Origin of the sequence: Angustibacter luteus (assembly GCF_039541115.1) — a bacterium.
Classification (GTDB): domain Bacteria; phylum Actinomycetota; class Actinomycetes; order Actinomycetales; family Angustibacteraceae; genus Angustibacter; species Angustibacter luteus.
In genome coordinates this window covers 183,754-200,875 of record NZ_BAABFP010000005.1, presented here as the reverse complement: position 1 = coordinate 200,875, position 17,122 = coordinate 183,754, and the positions used below count along the sequence as shown (strand labels likewise).

Annotated in this window: 16 protein-coding genes; 2 read left to right on the top strand and 14 right to left on the bottom strand. The window is 74.1% G+C overall.

Features of this window, described 5'->3' with window-relative positions; all coding sequences use genetic code 11:
- Positions 1-31: 31 nt before the first annotated feature.
- Together ABEB17_RS10060 and ABEB17_RS10055 are read left to right on the top strand one after the other, a co-directional pair.
- On the top strand, positions 32-1,774 hold the full coding sequence (locus tag ABEB17_RS10060) for an AMP-binding protein (protein ID WP_345716561.1): 1,743 nt from the start codon (positions 32-34) through the stop codon (positions 1,772-1,774).
- 50 nt (positions 1,775-1,824) lie between these two features.
- On the top strand, positions 1,825-2,871 hold the full coding sequence (locus ABEB17_RS10055) for a serine hydrolase (RefSeq protein ID WP_345716560.1): 1,047 nt from the start codon (positions 1,825-1,827) through the stop codon (positions 2,869-2,871).
- Between the two features lie 54 nt (positions 2,872-2,925).
- Here ABEB17_RS10055 and ABEB17_RS10050 read toward each other — a convergent pair whose 3' ends face one another.
- The 14 genes from ABEB17_RS10050 to ABEB17_RS09985 form a co-directional block, all read right to left on the bottom strand.
- Positions 2,926-3,573, bottom strand: coding sequence for an NUDIX domain-containing protein (locus tag ABEB17_RS10050; RefSeq protein WP_345716559.1), 648 nt, complete (start codon positions 3,571-3,573; stop codon positions 2,926-2,928).
- Positions 3,570-5,249 carry a CTP synthase gene (gene pyrG, locus ABEB17_RS10045; protein WP_345716558.1) on the bottom strand — a complete coding sequence of 560 codons (1,680 nt, stop codon included), beginning with the start codon at positions 5,247-5,249 and terminating at the stop codon, positions 3,570-3,572. Before pyrG ends, ABEB17_RS10050 begins: the two co-directional genes overlap by 4 nt.
- Before the next feature lie 80 nt (positions 5,250-5,329).
- The gene (locus ABEB17_RS10040; protein WP_345716557.1) at positions 5,330-6,478 is read right to left on the bottom strand and encodes a glycosyltransferase family 4 protein; all 1,149 of its coding nucleotides are present in this window, start codon (positions 6,476-6,478) and stop codon (positions 5,330-5,332) included.
- Complete coding sequence (gene murJ / locus ABEB17_RS10035) at positions 6,468-8,111, bottom strand: murein biosynthesis integral membrane protein MurJ (RefSeq protein ID WP_345716556.1); 1,644 nt, start codon at positions 8,109-8,111, stop codon at positions 6,468-6,470. The genes ABEB17_RS10040 and murJ overlap by 11 nt, the downstream gene beginning before the upstream one ends.
- A complete protein-coding gene (locus ABEB17_RS10030) occupies positions 8,108-8,989 on the bottom strand; it encodes a hypothetical protein (protein ID WP_345716555.1) in 882 nt (293 codons plus the stop codon). Before ABEB17_RS10030 ends, murJ begins: the two co-directional genes overlap by 4 nt.
- A gap of 15 nt (positions 8,990-9,004) precedes the next feature.
- Complete coding sequence (locus tag ABEB17_RS10025; RefSeq protein WP_345716554.1) at positions 9,005-9,970, bottom strand: copper transporter; 966 nt, start codon at positions 9,968-9,970, stop codon at positions 9,005-9,007.
- On the bottom strand, positions 9,967-11,151 hold the full coding sequence (steA, locus tag ABEB17_RS10020) for a putative cytokinetic ring protein SteA (protein WP_345716553.1): 1,185 nt from the start codon (positions 11,149-11,151) through the stop codon (positions 9,967-9,969). Before steA ends, ABEB17_RS10025 begins: the two co-directional genes overlap by 4 nt.
- Positions 11,152-11,202: 51 nt before the next feature.
- Positions 11,203-13,005, bottom strand: a complete 1,803-nt coding sequence (gene recN / locus ABEB17_RS10015; protein WP_345717324.1) for a DNA repair protein RecN — start codon at positions 13,003-13,005, stop codon at positions 11,203-11,205.
- Positions 13,006-13,026: 21 nt separating this feature from the next.
- Complete coding sequence (locus ABEB17_RS10010; RefSeq protein WP_345716552.1) at positions 13,027-13,938, bottom strand: NAD kinase; 912 nt, start codon at positions 13,936-13,938, stop codon at positions 13,027-13,029.
- On the bottom strand, positions 13,935-14,792 hold the full coding sequence (locus tag ABEB17_RS10005) for a TlyA family RNA methyltransferase (RefSeq protein WP_345716551.1): 858 nt from the start codon (positions 14,790-14,792) through the stop codon (positions 13,935-13,937). Before ABEB17_RS10005 ends, ABEB17_RS10010 begins: the two co-directional genes overlap by 4 nt.
- Positions 14,789-15,019, bottom strand: coding sequence for a hypothetical protein (locus tag ABEB17_RS10000; protein WP_345716550.1), 231 nt, complete (start codon positions 15,017-15,019; stop codon positions 14,789-14,791). Before ABEB17_RS10000 ends, ABEB17_RS10005 begins: the two co-directional genes overlap by 4 nt.
- Complete coding sequence (locus ABEB17_RS09995; protein WP_345716549.1) at positions 15,016-15,564, bottom strand: polyhydroxyalkanoate synthesis protein PhaF; 549 nt, start codon at positions 15,562-15,564, stop codon at positions 15,016-15,018. Before ABEB17_RS09995 ends, ABEB17_RS10000 begins: the two co-directional genes overlap by 4 nt.
- Positions 15,565-15,618: 54 nt before the next feature.
- The gene (locus ABEB17_RS09990; RefSeq protein ID WP_345716548.1) at positions 15,619-16,701 is read right to left on the bottom strand and encodes an HAD-IIA family hydrolase; all 1,083 of its coding nucleotides are present in this window, start codon (positions 16,699-16,701) and stop codon (positions 15,619-15,621) included.
- On the bottom strand, positions 16,694-17,110 hold the full coding sequence (locus ABEB17_RS09985; RefSeq protein ID WP_345716547.1) for a tetratricopeptide repeat protein: 417 nt from the start codon (positions 17,108-17,110) through the stop codon (positions 16,694-16,696). Before ABEB17_RS09985 ends, ABEB17_RS09990 begins: the two co-directional genes overlap by 8 nt.
- Positions 17,111-17,122: the final 12 nt, after the last annotated feature.

Here is a 17,122-nt window from a genome sequence, read left to right as displayed (position 1 = left end):
CGCCGCCGCGCCGGGTGCGAGGGTCCATGACATGACCTTGCCGGAGCACGACAACAGCCACGAGACCTTCCGGGCGGCACGGGACCTGCTGCTGCTCGACCGGGAGGACTACGACAGCGCGATGCGGCAGTACGTCCCGCCGCGCCTGGAGCACTTCAACTGGGGGTTGGACTGGTTCGACGTCGTGGCCGGATCCCCGCAGACGGGACCACGCACGGCGCTGTGGGTCGTCGAGGAGGACGGCACGAGCACCCAGGTCACCTACGCGGAGATGGCGGACCGGTCCAACCAGCTCGCCGCCTGGCTGCAGGCGCACGGCGTGGACCGCGGCGACCGGCTGCTGCTCATGCTGGGCAACCAGGTCGAGCTGTGGGAGACCCTGCTCGCCTGCATCAAGCTCGGCGTCGTCGTCATCCCGGCCAGCACCCTGCTCGGGGCGGCCGACCTGCAGGACCGGGTGCACCGGGGTCACGTCGCGCACGTCGTCGCCCGCACGGACGACACCGAGAAGTTCGCCGACGTCGGCGGCGGCTGGACCCGCATCGCGGTCGGCGACGACGTCCCCGGCTGGTTGTCCTACGGGGCCAGCTTCGAGCACCTGGGTTCGTTCACCCCCGAGGTCGCGACCCGCGCCGACGAGCCGCTGCTGCTGTACTTCACGTCAGGGACGACTGCCCAGCCCAAGCTCGTCGAGCACACCCACGTGTCCTACCCCGTGGGTCACCTGTCGACGATGTACTGGATCGGGCTGCAGCCCGGCGACGTGCACCTGAACATCAGCTCTCCCGGCTGGGCGAAGCATGCCTGGAGCAACCTGTTCGCGCCGTGGAACGCCGAGGCCACCGTGCTGGTGGTCAACCAGTCCCGGTTCGCGGCCGAGCCGCTGCTGGCGAGGATGGCCGAGTGCGGGGTGACGACGTTCTGCGCGCCGCCGACGGTGTGGCGGATGCTGGTCCAGGCCGATCTGGCCGCCCACCGCGGCGCCATCCCCCTGCGTGAGGTCGTCGGCGCCGGCGAGCCCCTGAACCCCGAGGTGATCGAGCAGGTCGAACGGGCCTGGGGCCTGACCGTGCGCGACGGCTACGGCCAGACCGAGACCACCGCCCAGGTCGGCAACCCGCCGGGGGCGGCGCTGAAGCCGGGGTCGATGGGCCGCCCGCTCCCCGGGTACGAGGTGCTCCTGCTCGACCCGGTCACCGGCGACCAGGGCGACGAGGGCGAGCTGTGCCTACCGTTGGACGGCCGGTACGGGCGCCCGCTCGGGCTGATGGTGGGCTACCGGGACGACCACGACCGCAACGCGGATGCCATGCGGCAGAACGCGTACCACACCGGGGACGTCGCCCGACGGGACGACGACGGCTACATCACGTACGTCGGCCGCTCGGACGACGTGTTCAAGGCGTCCGACTACCGGATCAGCCCGTTCGAGCTGGAGAGCGTGCTGATCGAGCACCCTGCGGTGGCGGAGGCCGCCGTCGTGCCGTCCCCCGAACCGACCCGGCTGGCCGTCCCGAAGGCGTACGTGGTGCTCGCCGCCGGGTACGAGCCGAACGCCGCCACCGCGGCGTCCATCCTCGACCACGCCCGGGCCCACCTCGCGCCGTACAAGCGGATCCGGCGAATCGAGTTCGCTGACCTCCCCAAGACCATCAGCGGCAAGATCCGTCGGGTCGAGCTGCGAGCCCGCGAGGTGGAGCTGCACGGAGCCGGCACGGAGGTCGACGCCCGCTCCGGCACTGAGTTCTGGGAAGAGGACCTGCCCCGGGCCTGAGCCCCACGCCGACGTGGCGCGCGCTACGGTCGGGCGCGGAGGTGGTCCAGGTGCGCGCTCGCCGTCCCGTGACCCTGATCGGCGCCCTGCTGGGGGCCGCCCTCCTCGTGCCCGTCCCGCCGGCCTCGGCCGCTGCGCCCACCGCAACCGCAGCCGCACCAGCCACTGCGGCGGCGTCCTGCGGGGTGGTCTTCACCGCCGAGTTCGCGGCGGCCCTGGCGAAGAAGTACCCGGGACGCCGGGTCACCGCCGCGGTCTACGACACCCGCACCCGCTGCTGGTACCACCTGCACCCGAGCCTGCGGTTGACGACGGCGTCGGTGATCAAGGCCGGTGTCCTGGGGGCGACCCTGCTGCGCGCGCAGGACCGGGGCCGCGGCCCCACGGCGTGGGAACGAGCCCGGATCAAGCCGATGATCACCTACTCCTACAACAACCCGTCCGTGTCCGACCTGCTCGGCCGGGTCGGCGGTGTCGCCGGCATGCACCGCTTCGACGTCCGGATGGGTGCGACCCACACGACCGAGAGCCTGGCCTACGGCGCGACGGTGACCACCGCGAAGGACCGGACGCTGGTCACCCGCGGCCTGCTCTACGGCGGCGGCCCGCTGCGCGCGGCCGGGCGCGCCATCGCCCTGGACTACCTGAGCGCCGTGACGCCGACCCAGCGCTGGGGCATCACCCGAGGCGTTCCGGCCGGCTGGCACGTCGCCCTCAAGAACGGCTTCTACCCCATGCGGGGCAACGGCTGGCGGGTCGGCTCCACCGGCTTCGTCCGCCGAGCGGGGACCACGAGCGGGTACGTCATCACGGTGCTGAGCGACCGCAACCCGAGCCAGGTCGCCGGTATGTCACTCGTGGAGACCGTGGCGCTCCGGGTCGCGCAGCAGCTCGCGGGACCCAAGGCCGCCCCCCGCGTCGTCAGCCGGTCGGTGTGCGCCACGGCCCGCTCCGGCTGGTCGTGGCGGACCGCGGCCACCAAGGTGCACGTGGCGTCGTCGCGCTGGGCCGAGGTCAGGCGGGTGTCCGGCGGCAACCCGTCGCCGCTGTCCGGCCAGCGGGTCTGCTCCCCCGACCTCGGGCCGGTCCCCGGCTGACGTCCGAAGGCATCGCACCACGAGGTGGGATCCCTTCGGACGCAAGGGGCGGGATCAGCGCAGCTTGGGGTGTTCCGGCCAGGGTGAGTCCGCGGGCTTCACCGTCGACCAGCCCAGCGCCCGCGAGGCGTGCGCCGCAAGGACGCCCACCACCAGGGACGGGCTGTTCAGCCGGTTCGCCAGGACGGCGGTGTGCACCTCGTCCAGGTCGAACCACTCGGTCGGCATGTCGAGCTCCTCGCCGTCCCGCTGGTGCCGGTCGGCCTCCGGCACCGGCGACAGGTCCCGCGCCAGGTAGCACCGGAACGCCTCGGTCGAGCCACCCGGGGACAGCACCCAGTCGAGCAGCACGTCCCACCGACCGGCGCGCAGGTCGGCCTCCTCCGCCAGCTCGCGCTGGGCGGCGAGCAGCGGCGGCTCACCCTCGACGTCCAGCAGCCCGGCCGGCAGCTCCCACAACGTCATGCCGACCGGGTGCCGGTACTGGTGCACCAGCGCGACCCGCCCCTCGTCGTCCAGGGCCAGCACCCCGACCGCGCCGGGGTGCCGGATGATCTCCCGGGTCACCGTCCCGGCCCGGCCGAGGTCCACGTCCTCGCTGACGACGTCCCAGACCTTGCCCGGGTAGACGACGGCGGACGCCGACACCGGACGCGCCCCGATGGTGTCGGCCAGCCGGGTCGACGGTGTCCGCCCGCTCACGTGCCGGCCGGGACCTGCTCGCGCGGCCGGTCCACCTCGACGAGCCGGGCCGCGCGCTGCGCGTCGACCGCGGCACGCACGAGCCCGGCGAACAGCGGGTGGGCCCGGTGCGGGCGGGACAGGAACTCCGGGTGCGCCTGGGTGGAGACGTAGTACGGGTGGACGTCGCGGGGCAGCTCCACGAACTCCACCAGCCCGCCGTCGGGCGACGTGCCGGAGAAGACCAGTCCGGCCTCCTCGAGCTCGCCGCGGTAGGCGTTGTTCACCTCGTAGCGGTGCCGGTGCCGCTCGGAGACGGTCGTCGTGCCGTAGGCGTCCGCGACGACGCTGCCGGCGGTCAGCTTGGCCGGGTAGGCCCCCAGCCGCATCGTGCCGCCCAGGTCGCCCCCGCCCTCGACGATGGCCTTCTGCTCCTCCATCGTGGCGATCACCGGGTTCGGGCTGTCCCCCTCGAACTCGGTGGACGACGCGCCGCCGAGCCCGGCGACGTTGCGGGCGTACTCGATGACCATGCACTGCAGGCCCAGGCAGAGCCCGAGGGCCGGCACCTGGTGCTCACGGGCCCAGCGCAGCGCACCGACCTTGCCCTCGATGCCGCGCACACCGAACCCGCCGGGCACGCAGATCGCGTCCACCCCGGCCAGCTCGCGCTGCGCGCCCTCGGCGGTCGCGCACGCGTCGGACGGCACCCAGCGCAGCGAGACCTTGGCGTCCTGGTCGAAACCGCCGGCGCGCAACGCCTCGGTGACCGACAGGTAGGCGTCCGGCAGGTCGATGTACTTGCCGACCAGGCCGATCTCGACGTGGTGCTCCGGCTCGTGCACCCGGCGCAGCAGCTCGTCCCAGTCCGTCCAGTCGACGTCCCGGAAGGCCAGGCCGAGCCGGCGCACGACGTACGCGTCCAGCCCCTCGCGGTGCAGCACCTTCGGGATGTCGTAGATGGACGGCGCGTCGACGGCGTTCGCCACCGCCTCGAGGTCCACGTCGCACATCAGCGAGATCTTGCGCTTCATCTCCGGCGGGACCGGGCGGTCGCTGCGGATCACCAGCGCGTCCGGCTGGATGCCGACCTGGCGCAGGGCGGCCACCGAGTGCTGCGTGGGCTTGGTCTTCAGCTCACCGGACGGCGCGAGGTAGGGCACCAGCGACACGTGCAGGAAGAACACGTTGTCCCGGCCCACGTCGTGGCGCACCTGGCGCGCGGACTCCAGGAACGGCAGCGACTCGATGTCGCCGACCGTGCCACCGATCTCGGTGATGATCACGTCGACGTCCGGTGAGGCCTGGGCCCGCATCCGGCGCTTGATCTCGTTGGTGATGTGCGGGATCACCTGCACGGTGTCGCCGAGGTACTCGCCGCGGCGCTCCTTGGCGATGACCTCGCTGTAGATCTGGCCGGTCGTCACGTTCGCGGAGGCCGACAGCGGCTGGTCGAGGAAGCGCTCGTAGTGCCCGATGTCCAGGTCGGTCTCGGCGCCGTCGTCGGTGACGAACACCTCCCCGTGCTGGAACGGGTTCATGGTGCCGGGGTCGACGTTGAGGTAGGGGTCGAGCTTCTGCATGGTCACGCGGAGTCCGCGCGATCGAAGCAGGAGGCCGAGGCTCGATGCGGTCAGGCCCTTGCCGAGGGAAGAGGCCACGCCGCCGGTTACGAAGATATGTTTCGTCTGCGCCACGGACTTTTACTGTACTAGGTCGCAGGCCGGTTCCGGTGCAGGAGGTCGCGGCGGGTTCGCCGCCGACGCTCACGGGAGCGTCAGGGAGCCAGGTTCTGGTATGTCCGGGCCCACATGGTGAGCACGTCGTCCTCGTCCGGGAGGAGCGCGAAGCGGTCCCGGCCGGCCTCGGCGACGGCACGACGGCGCTCGGGATCGGCCAGCAGCGACCCGACGCTGTGCGCCAGCGCGTCCGCGTCACCGGGCGGCACCAGCACGCCGACGCCGTGCACCAGGTCGGTCAGGCCACCCGCCCGGGACGCCACGACCGCCAGCCCGGCCGCAAAGGCCTCCTGGACGACGAGCGCTCGCGCCTCCCACGCGCTGGCCAGCGCGAACACGTCGCTGACGGCCATCAGACGGGGCACGTCGGCCCGCGCACCGAGCAGGTGCACGGGAGCGCCGGTGTCGGAGATCCGTCCCCACAGGCGGGCGGCGAGCGCCTCGTCCCCGTCCCCCACGACCAGCCACTGGTGCGGCAGCGTCTCGGCGAGCCGCGCCGCGGCGTCCACGATGACGTGCAGGTTCTTCTGGCTGGCGATCCGGGAGACGGTCAGCACCCAGGGCAGGTCCGGGTCCAGCCCGAGCTCGGCGGCGACCTCGCGGCGCTCGGCGTCCCGGTCGCCGGACCACGCGCCGGCCTGCGGCGCGGCGACAGGGGCGAGCTCGGCGGATCGCGCCCCGAGCCGGGTGGCCCGGTCGACGAGGTCGCTGGACGCGCCGGTCACCAGGTCCGCTCGTCGGGCCAGCCACTGCTCGGTCAGGTCCCGGACCCGGCGGTCGACGCCCGAGCCGAGGCTGGCGTTGTGCCAGGACACCACGACGGGTCGCCGGGCGACGCCGGTCAGCCCGGTCAGGCCGAGGGCGACGACCCCGGCCTGGTGGCCGTGCGCATGGACGACGTCGGCGGCCACGACGTCGTCGCGGGCGGCCGAGCGCAGGTGGAGCACGCGGCCCGGGGACGAGGCGAGGTGGTCCGGCCAGATCGGGTGCACGTCGGGGCCGAAGTCGAAGCGGGAGGCCGACGCCGGGGTGGTCAGGACCGTCACGTCCCAGCCGTGCGCGGGCAGGCCGCGCGCGAGGCTGCTCACGTGCACCCCGATGCCGCCGGCCACCGGACCCACCACGAGCAGGACCCGACGGCGGCGCTGGTTCACGTCCACGGCCTCCTTGGCCACCTCATGCCCCACGACGGAGCAGTGTCCGAAGGTCCTCGCGGTCCACCACCGCCAGGCCCACCACCAGCACGCCGCCGGCGAGGACCGATCCCACCACACCGGCGACCAGCGCGCCCGGGATCCCCGGATCGAGCACCCGGTCGGTGATGATCCGACCCGCCACCAGGGCGATGACCGCCACGAGCAGGAACGCCCCGAGCACGGGCAGTGACGACCGCAGGGCGGCGGCCGCGTTCGTCTCGCCGACCCGGACCCGGGCGGCGCCCACCCAGAGCGCGACGCCGGCCACGGTCATCCCGAGCGAGCTGGCCAGCCCGAGCGCGAGCAGGGTGGCCTGGACGTCGCCGTCGCCGCCCAGCGCGGGGACCAGGACCAGCGAGAGCACGACGGCGCAGAGCCACCCGGCCACGGTGGAGCGGGCCGCCCAGGCCGAGTGACCGGCCGCGAACAGGGCCCGCCCCAGGTGCGCGATGAGCGCGAACCCCACCAGGCCCGGGGCGAACGCGGTGAGCGCGACGGGCATGGCGCTCAGCCCGGCCCCCGCGACGTCCAGCGCGGAGAAGAACCCGCCTACCGCGGGCGCGACCGCCACCAGCACCGCGGCGCCGGCCAGCGAGACCACCACCACCAGCCGGGTCGAGCGCAGCAGCGTGCGGGCGTACGCCGGGCCGTCACCGCCGGCGAACTGGCTGGACAGGCTGGGGAACGCGGCCGTGGCCAGCGGGACGGCGAGCACCGCGTACGGCAGCAGGTAGACGGCCTGGACGTACTGGTAGACGTTGATGGTGCCGGTGCCGCCGTGCGAGTTCGCCAGCCGCAGCGTGACCAGCACCAGCACCTGCTGGGCGAGCAGGCCCGCGAGCCCGGCCGCTGCCAGCCGGCGCACCCGACGGGCCACGCCGGGGTCGAAGCGGAGCGTCGGCCGCAGCCGGATCCGGGCCCGCCAGGTGGGGATGAGCAGCGGCAGGCTGAGCACGACCACCCCGGCCGTCGTGCCGAGGGCGAGCAGCAGCTCTGCGTTGCGGTCCGGCAGCCAGGACGTCGCGCCCGGACCGGTGGGCCGGTCGGTGACGGCGGCGAACAGCAGGTACACGCCGATGACGACCAGGCTGGACACCAGCGGCGCCAGCGCCGGGCCGATGAACCGCCGATGCGCCTGCAGGACGCCGGTCAGCACGATCCCGACGCCGTACAGCACGACCTGCGGCGAGAAGGCCACCAGCATCCGGGCGGCGCTGTCCACCTGGCCGGGGCACTGGGCGACGTCCAGCATGGCCCGCGCGATGGGGCCGGACAGCACGGCCACCAGCAGGGCGACCGGGGTCAGCAGGACGACGGCCCAGCACAGCATCGCCGACGCCGTGCGGTCGGCAGCGGCCCGGTCCCCGCCGACCAGGTACGCCGAGAGCACCGGGACGACGCTGGCCGCCAGCGCCCCGCCGGCCACGACCTCGAACAGCACGTTCGGCACCAGGTTGGCGCTGGCGTAGGCCGAGCCCACGCACGAGCTCCCGACGGTCCCCGAGAAGACCAGCCACCGCCCGAAGCCGACGACGCGGGTGACCAGGGTCAGCGCGGCGATCGCGGTAGCCGCTCCGGCGATTCCCAGCGCCAGGTTCTTGCCCCCGGATCGCGGCTCGCTCACGGGCCGGTAGCCGGACGACGTCCCAGCGCGTCCAGCTCGCGCAGCCCCGGCGTGGACTCGATCACCCGGGTGAAGCTCACCCGCTCGCTGGCCACGGTCAGCCCCACCAGGGCGGCCAGCAGGGCCAGCCGGCCGCGGCGGCCGGCCGCGGCCAGCGCCGCGACCCCGAGCAGCGCGCCCGCCGCGTTGGCTCCGGTGTCGCCGAGCATGCCCCGCTCGGCCAGGTCGTCAGGCAGGAGCGCGGCGGCGGCACCGACGGCCGCCCCGGCCGGGCCCGCGCCGGGACCCGCGCGCACCGCCAGCGGGACGCCGGCGATCAGGGTGGCCTTGAGCGCCCGACCCGGTCGCAGGTCCAGCAGGTTGAGCAGGTTCGCGGACCCCGCCACCACGGCCCCACCGACCAGGACGTCGGCCCCCCAACCGATCGCGGACCGCTCCGGCGTCCCGTCGTCGAGACCGACCAGGGCCGCCGCGACGACGCCGCTGGCCGCCAGCCCCAGCACCTTCACCGCCCCCGTCGTGACCTCACCGCGGGACAGCGCACCCAGGTGACCCGCCAGCCCCTTGCGCACCGCGCTCTCGGCCAGGTCGTCGTAGGCGCCCAGCGCACCGGCCGCCGTCCCGGCGACCAGGGCCGCGGCGCGCGCCCGTGGCGGCAGTCCGGGCGTGACCAGGAGTGCCTTGGCCGCACCCGCGACGAAGGACGGACCCTCGAGCAGGCTGATCGGCTCACCCCGGTGGTTGGTCCGCTCCCACCGGGCCGGGCCGCCCGGGGGTCGACGTCGCAGCGCCGCCGACGCGGCCCGGGCGGCGGCGCCGGCGACCACGGCCACCACCGGGCCGACGCGGCGTCCCTGCTGTCGTCCGTGCTGACTCACCGCGATCCCTTCGGGTCACGACCCCGAGCTCGGCAACGGCGGCAGGACCGCGGTCGCGCCGATCCCGGTGCCGTAGTGGCCGGACTTGCCGTTCATCTGCTCGAGCAGCGCGAACACGATGGCGGACTGGGCCATCTGCAGCTGGACGTCGTCGACCGAGGACACCGCGGCCGCGACGGACCGGTCCGACCGGAGCGCGCCGATCACCCCGATCGGCTCGGCGCTGGCCAGTGGGCCGGCGACGACGGTGCCGCTGTCCCCCTTGTCGAGCTCGTCCGACGTGGTCGTCCACGTCGCGAGCTCGGCCTTGCGGGTGTCCTCGGTCTGCTTCGTGTTGGGCGGTCCGGCGACGACGACGGCGAGGGTGGCCGGCTTGGGCGCCGCCCCGTCGATCGCGATCAGGCCGGCCTCCTTCAGGCCGGACAGGGCCTGCTCGCTCTGCTCGGTCGCCCGGTCGGCGTCCGCGACGTTCGAGACCACCAGCGCCTTGGCCAGGATGGCGCCCATCCGCTCGTTGACCGACGCCGTCGCCGGTGCGGTCGAGCCGACCAACGGCCCCAGGTTGCTGCTCAGCTGGTCGCGGAAGGCCACCTTGCCCTGGTCCGGGTCGGCCCAGGCCGAGGTCAGCTTGACGCGCCCGTTCACCGTCGCGCCGGCGGTCTTCATCGTCGCCGTGATGTCGTCGGCCACGGACGAGTCCGCACCCGGCAGCATGACGAGCACCACGGAGCGTCCGCCGAGCCGGGACCCGACGAGCTCGGGCGTCACGGCCTCGGCGAACTGGTCGGCCGCTTCCAGCTCGTGCGCCTGGGTGTCGAGCTGGCTGCGCAGCTCCGCCTTGTCCTTGCGCAGCTGGGACACCTGGTTGGTCAGCGTCTGGCCGATCTGCTGCTGCAGCGGTCCGGCGCCGAGCACGATGCCGACCGCCAGCGCCAGGAAGATCGAGACGATGGAGACGAGGTGGTAGCGGAAGTCGATCACGTGAAGGTCCCTCGGAGCCAGGAGGTCAGGTCGTCCCACTGCGCGTGCCCCACGGCCAGCATCGCCTGGCCGGCCGGGGTCACCGACATGGCGACGAAGAGCGCGAACAGCCCGCAGATCAGCAGCAGCAGCACCTGCCAGCTGGAGATCCGCGACCGGTAGAGCCGGCTGACGCCCTTGGCGTCGATCAGCTTGCCACCGATCCGCAGCCGGGTCAGGAACGTGCTGGCCATGCCGGAGCGGCCCTTGTCCAGGAACTCGACGAGCGTCGCGTGGGTGCCGACGGCGACGATCAGCTCGGCGCCCTTGTCGTCGGCCAGCAGCATCGCGACGTCCTCGCTCGTACCGGTCGCCGGGAACACGACGGGCTCGATCCCGAGCGCCTGGACGCGCTCCAGCCCCGGCGCGCGGCCGTCCCGGTAGGCGTGCACGACGACCTCGGCACCGCAGGTGAGCGCCTTGTCCGACACCGAGTCCATGTCCCCGACGATCAGGTGCAGCTTGAGGCCGGCGTCGAGCACGGCATCGGCACCGCCGTCCACCCCGATGATCACCGGCTTGTACTCGCGGACGTAGTGCCGCAACGTCTGCAAGTCCTCCTTGTAGTGGTACCCGCGCACCACCACCAGGACGTGCCGACCGTCCAGGTCGGTCGTGATCTCCGGGACGCCGACGCCGTCCAGGAGCAGGTCGCGCTCGCGGCGCAGGAACTCCATGGTGTTGGCGGCGAAGGCCTCCATCTGCACCGCCAGGCCCGCCCGGGCCTCCGCCATCGCGGCGGCGACCGTCTCGTCCGTCTGCTGGGTGCCGCTGGCGACGAGGTCGTCGCGGATGTAGATGTCACCGCCGTGCACCCGGACCCGGTCGCCCTCCGCGACCGCGACCATGACGTCACGTCCCACCCCGTCGACCAGCGTGATGCCGGCCTCGAGGAGGATCTCGGGTCCCAGGTTCGGGTAGCGCCCGCTGGTGCTCGCGGCCGCGTTCACCACCGCAACCGGACGGCGGGCCACGAGCGCCTCGGCCGCGACCGTGTCGATGTCCAGGTGGTCGATCACCGCGACGTCGCCGGGCTCGAGCCGCTTGGTGAGGTTCTTGGTGCGCGAATCCACCTTGGCGACGCCGACGACCCCCGCGACCGAGGGCGCGTGGGTACGAGGGCGGATCGAGGGCAGACGCATCACGGGCATCCTTTCACGGCCGTCGGCAGCAACCGTGCAGGTCAGCCCGTCTCAGCGTGCGGCGTCCGCCACCTCGGCCGCGGCGGTCTCACGCAGCTCCTTGGCGTGCGCCCGGGCCGTGCCGGAGTCCTCGTGGCCGGCCAGCATCCGGGCCAGCTCGGCGACCCGACCCTCGTCGTCCAGCAGCAGCACCCCGCTCTCGGTCACCGCACCGTCGTCCGCCTTGACCACCCGCAGGTGCCGGTCGGCGAACGCGGCGACCTGCGGCAGGTGGGTCACCACGATGACCTGCGCGCTGCGGGCGAGCACGGCCAGTCGTCGTCCGATCTCCACGGCGGCCCGGCCGCCGACCCCGGCGTCCACCTCGTCGAACACGAACGTCGGCACCGGGTCCGCGCCGGCGAGGACGACCTCGAGGGCGAGCATCACCCGGGACAGCTCACCGCCCGAGGCGCCCTTGGCGACCGGCCGGGCCGGCGCACCGGCGTGCGGGGCGAGCTGCAGCTCCACGTCGTCCGCACCGTGCGGCCCGACCGCGACCCGACGGGTGGTGCCGTCCAGCGGCACGTCGATCCCGTCGGGGTCGTCGCGCTGGCTGAGCACGACGTCGAGCCGGGCGTTCGCCATGGCCAGCTGGGTCAGCTCGGCCGCGACGAGCTCGGCCAGCCGGGACGCCGCAGCGGCCCGCTCGTCGTGCAACCGGCCGGCCAGCTCGCCCAGCTCGGTGCGCAGCCCGTCGCGCTCGGCGCGCAGCTGCTGCACCCGCCCCTCGTCGTCGTCCAGCTCGAGCAGCCGGCGGCTGGCCCCCGCCCCCCAGGCCAGCACGTCCGCGACGTCCGGGACGTGATCGTGATCGTGATCGTGGTCGCTGTCCTGGCCGTAGCGGCGCACCAGCGCGCCGAGCTGGGCCCGGCGTTCCTGGACGGCGGACAGCCGGGCCGGGTCGGACTCGATCCCGGCGGCGTACGACGAGAGGTCGGCGGCCACGTCGGCCACCAGGAACCCCAGCTCACCCAGGCGGGCACCGAGGCCGGCCAGGGCCGGGTCGTGGTCGGCGACCGGGTCGATGGCGTGCCGCGCCGTGGCCAGCAGCTCGGCCGCACCCGTCTGCGACGTCGCCGAGCCGTCCAGGCCGGTGCCGCCGGCCGCGGCATCGGCGACGAGCGCGGCGTGGGCGCGGTCAGCCGCGGAGCGCAGCGCGTCGGAGTGCGCCAGCCGGGCGTCGTCGTCGCGCAGCTGGTGGTCCTCCCCCGGCTGCGGGTCGACGGCCTCGATCTCCTCCAGCGCAGTACGCAACCGGACCGCCTCGTCGGCCCGCTCGCGGGCGTGCGTGACGACCTCGTGCAGCTCCTGCTCGAGGTCACGCAGCCGGGTGTACGTCGCGGCGTGCTGCTCGAGCAGGTCGTGGGTGCCGGCGAAGCGGTCGAGGGTCTCGCGCTGCCTGGCGGGCTGCAGCAGCCGCAGCTGGTCGGACTGCCCGTGCACCGTGACCAGCTCGGTGGCCAGCTCGGCGAGCACGCTCACGGGGACGGCCCGACCGCCGGCGTGCGCCCGGGAGCGGCCCGCCGCGGTGACGGTGCGCGTCAGCAGCAGGACGCCGTCGTCGAGCTCGGCGCCCGCGTCCGCAGCAGCGGCCGCCATTGCGGAGTCGGGGTCGACGACCACCCGACCCTCGACCACCGCCTGCGCGACGTCGGCCCGCACCGCGCCGGAGTCCGCGCGCCCGCCGAGGAGCAGGCCGAGGCCGGTCACCACCATCGTCTTGCCGGCGCCCGTCTCCCCCGTGACGACGGTCAGCCCGGGACCGAGCTCGAGCACGGCGTCCGTGATGACGCCCAGCCCGCGGATCCGCATCTCCTCCAGCACGCGGACAGCCTAGGTGGACGAGCGGGGCTGACCGCGCCAGCCGTCCACCGGGAGCCGGAACTTGCCCACGAGCCGGTCCGTGAACGGCCCGCTGGTCATCCGGGCCAGCAGCACCGGGCGGTCGGACGCGACGGCCTCGATCCGCGAGCCCGGGAGCAGCTCGTAGCGGCGCCGGCCGTCGCACCACAGGACACCCGTGCCCTCGGTGTCCGTCAGCACCTCCACGGCGAGCCGCGAGCTCGGCCCGACGACCAGGGGCCGGGCGAACAGGGCGTGCGCCGAGATCGGCACCAGCAGCAGCGCCTCGACCTCGGGCCAGACCACCGGGCCGCCGGCCGAGAAGGCGTAGGCGGTGGAGCCCGTCGGCGTGGCCATCACGACGCCGTCGGCGCCGACGGTCGACAGCGGCCGCCCGTCGACCTCGATGACGACCTCGAGCATCCGCTCGCGGGCGGCCTTCTCGACGGTCGCCTCGTTGAGCGCCCAGCACTCGTGGATGACCCGGTCACCGGCGCGGACGGTGATGTCCAGGGTGAGCCGCACCTCCACGGTGAAGTCCCGGGCGACCACCCGCTGCACGATCTCGCTGATGTCCTCGCGCTCGAGCTCGGCGAGGAAGCCCACGTGGCCGAGGTTCACCCCGAGCAGCGGGACCTCGCTGCCGTGCACGATCTCGGCCCCGCGCAGGATCGTGCCGTCCCCGCCGAGGCAGATGACCAGCTCGCAGTCCCTCGCGGGGTCCTCGGAACCGGCGACCAGGACGCCGTCGATGTGCCGCTGCAGGGCGTGCAGCTCATCCGCCTCCTCCGCGAGGGCGGCGACCTCGATCCCGGCGTCCATCAGCCCGGTGGTCAGCTCCAGGGCGGCCGTCAGCGCCTCCGGTCGGCCGGTGTGGGTCACCAGCAGCACACGACGGGTCACGAAGGTCCTTCCTCGACCGCCTGCTGCGCGGCGGCAGCCAGCTGGTCCTCGGCGATCGACTCGACCGGCGTCCCGTCCTGGACGGTCAGCCAGACGAAGTACTCGACGTTGCCACTGGGGCCCGGCCAGCGGCTCGCCCGCATCGCGCGCACCAGCAGTCCGGCGGCGAGCCCGGCGCGGGCCACCTGCTGCACCGCGTCCGCGCGCAGCTGGTGGTCGCGGACGACCCCGCCGGACCCGAGCCTCTCACGGCCGACCTCGAACTGCGGCTTCACCAGGAGCAGCAGGTCCCCGCCGTCCGTCACGAGGTTGGCGAGGTCGCCCATGACCACCTGGAGGGAGATGAACGACAGGTCGGCGACCAGCAGGTCGACCCGGCCGCCGATCGTCGAGGCCGACAGGCCGCGAACGGTCGTGCCGGGCAGGTCCTGCACCCTCGGGTCGGTGCGCAGCCGCGCCGCCAGCTGGTCGTGTCCGACGTCCACGGCGAGGACCTCGCTCGCGCCGCGGGCCAGCAGGACCTCGGTGAAACCACCGGTGCTGGCCCCCGCGTCGAGGCAGCGCCGCCCCGCCACCGCCGGGGCGAGCGGACCGCTCTGCCCGACGACGAGGCCGGCGGCGACCTGCAGGTCGTCCAGCAGGCCGTCCAGCTTGAGCGCGCCGCGGCCCACGTAGTCCGGGTGCTCCCCCGGCCGGACGTCGATCCCCGTGTCCGCGGTCACCTTCGTGGAGGCCTTGGGCGAGGGGCGGCCGTCGACCACGACCCGGCCGTCGCGGATCATCTCCTCCGCCTGGCCCCGGGACCGGGCCAGACCGCGGCGGACGAGTTCGACATCGAGCCGGGTGGCGGTCATTCCTCGAGGTCGGCGAGCCGGTCCTGCAGGTCGCGGTGCACGCCGACGTAGACCTCGACCTGCTCGGCCGACGGCAGCTCCGGCACAGCGACGAGGCGTTCCAGTGCCTGGTCCACCTGCTCGTCTCCCGTGTGCGGCAGCTCGAGCGGGGCGTGCGGCTCGTCGTGCTGGACGTCCTCGGTCTCGTCGGCGGTCGCCGGGGATGCCTGGTCCTGGGACTCGCTCACGGTGCTCCTGCTGGTGTCGTGGCCTCGACCTCGGGCTCCGGCGTCGTGGCTGCGGCGGGTACGTCCACGCTGGGCTGCATGGCAGCCGCCTTCTTAGCCGTGGACCTCTTCGCGGTGGACTTCTTGGCCGTCGACTTCTTCGCCGTCGACTTCTCTGCCGCTGACGTTCGCGACGGCCGCCGCACGGCCTCCGCGTCACGCACCGCGAGCTCCCGCTCGAGCTCCAGGACCCGGGCGCGGCTGGCGGCCAGGGCGGCCTCGAGCTCGGCGTTCCCGGCCAGTCCCAGCCGTGCGACGACGGTCTCGACCTCGGCCCGGACCAGCGTGCGCAACATCTGACGGTTCTGCCGACCGGTGGCCATCAGCTCGTCCGCGAGGGCGCTCACCTGCCCGGAGACGGCCTGCGCACCCATGCTGGCGGCACCGCCCATCTCGGCGGCGGGCGTCGTCGCGAGCAGCTGCTTGGCCACCTCGACGGCCCGCTGCCTCGAGACCTGGGAGAGCCCGCTGACGAGTTGAAGGTACCCACGCACCGCATCGAACACCGCGACCTCCTCGTGGAGGGGGCGGCTCGACCGCGGCCCCGACCGGTCGTCACCCTACCCGTCCCATCCCTGCACGACGGTCCAGGGACGAAGCGCGCGACGTGCCTGCTGCACCCGGTCGGCCGAGGGTTGCGACGACCACAGCGCTGCACACGCGAGGCGGACGGCGGCGAGCGCGACCCGCCGTCCCGACTCCCCCGGAGCGGCGGGTTCGCCGGACAGGTGCAGGTCGCCGTTCTCGTCCAGGACCGCCCGCAGCGTGGTGCCGTCGTCCGCGACCCAGCCGCCGGACTCCGCCCGCACACCGGGATGTGGCTCCAGCAGCCCGCCCAGGTCGGCCGCCAGGAAGTCCGGACGCTCCTCGGGCCGGGCCCCCAACAAGGTGCCCGCGTCCGTGACGCCGGTGAGCACGAGCAACCCGGGCAGCCCGGCTCGTCGCGCCCCCTCCAGGTCGGTGTCGAGACGATCGCCCACGACCAGCCCCCGCTCGGCCCGAAGGCGTTGCACGGACGCGTCCATCAGCGGCCGGAAGGGCTTGCCCGCCACCTGCGGGTCGACGCCGGTCGTGCGCCGGACGACCTCCACGAACGCGCCGTTCCCCGGCGCGGGGCCCCGCGCGGTCGGCAAGGTGGCGTCCAGGTTCGTCGCGACCCACGGCAGTCCGGCCCGGATCGCCACGCACGCCTCGAGGAGCATGGGCCAGCTCAGGTCCGGCGAGAAGCCCTGGACGACGGCCAGTGGCTCGTCGTCCATCGAGCCCACCGGACGCAGCCCGACCTCGACCAGTGCCTCGGCCAACCCTCGCGCTCCGATGCTGAGCACAGCGGCCCCCGCCTCGAGCTGCTCCCGGAGCAAGGAGGCCGCTGCTTGAGCGCTCGTCACGACGTCCGCCGGCGCCGCGTCGACGCCTAGCCGGCGCAGGTGCTCGGCGACGTCATCCGGCGTGCGGGCCGCGTTGTTCGTCACGAAGGCCACGCCGACCCCTCGACGGCGCACCTCGTCGATCGCCGCCACCGCGCCGTCCACCGCGTGCTCCCCGACGTAGACGACGCCGTCGAGGTCCAGCAGGACCGCGTCGTGCGCGTCGACCAGAGCGCCCGCGGACTCGCTCCAGCCTTGCCACCCGCGGTCAGTCATCCTGGTCCGCCGAGGCCGCCGCCTCGCGACGAGCCCGCAGGGTCGCCCGCGCCTGCCGGAGGCGGTCCGCGTACTCCGGCTGCTCGGGTCGCATCGTGGACGCCATCGCGAGGTGCTCGACCCCCCGCTCGAACCGGTCGAGCCTGGTCAGGCTGAGCCCCAGCGCGAAGTGGCCGTAGTGGGAGTCGGGCGCGATCTCGACGAGCCGGGTGAACGCCTCGGCTGCGCGCTGGATCTGGCCGGCGTCGTAGCTCGCTCGCCCCAGGGCCTCCCAACCGGAGGCCGAGCCGGACTCTGCCGCGACGGTTCGTTCCAGGAGCACGGCGGCTGCGGCGGGGTCGCCGCGCTCGAGCAGCTCGACACCCCGCTGCCACCACTCGTAGGGGCCGCCTTCCGGTGCACGGGTCACAGGGGCCACGGT

Bases quoted from the DNA above. Each gene is read 5' to 3' on its own strand.
- ABEB17_RS10060 (WP_345716561.1), top strand. From the start codon at position 32: ATGACCTTGCCGGAGCACGACAACAGCCACGAGACCTTCCGGGCGGCA.
- steA (WP_345716553.1), bottom strand. From the start codon at position 11,151: ATGCGTCTGCCCTCGATCCGCCCTCGTACCCACGCGCCCTCGGTCGCG.
- recN (WP_345717324.1), bottom strand. From the start codon at position 13,005: ATGCGGATCCGCGGGCTGGGCGTCATCACGGACGCCGTGCTCGAGCTC.
- ABEB17_RS10005 (WP_345716551.1), bottom strand. From the start codon at position 14,792: ATGACCGCCACCCGGCTCGATGTCGAACTCGTCCGCCGCGGTCTGGCC.
- ABEB17_RS09990 (WP_345716548.1), bottom strand. From the start codon at position 16,701: ATGACTGACCGCGGGTGGCAAGGCTGGAGCGAGTCCGCGGGCGCTCTG.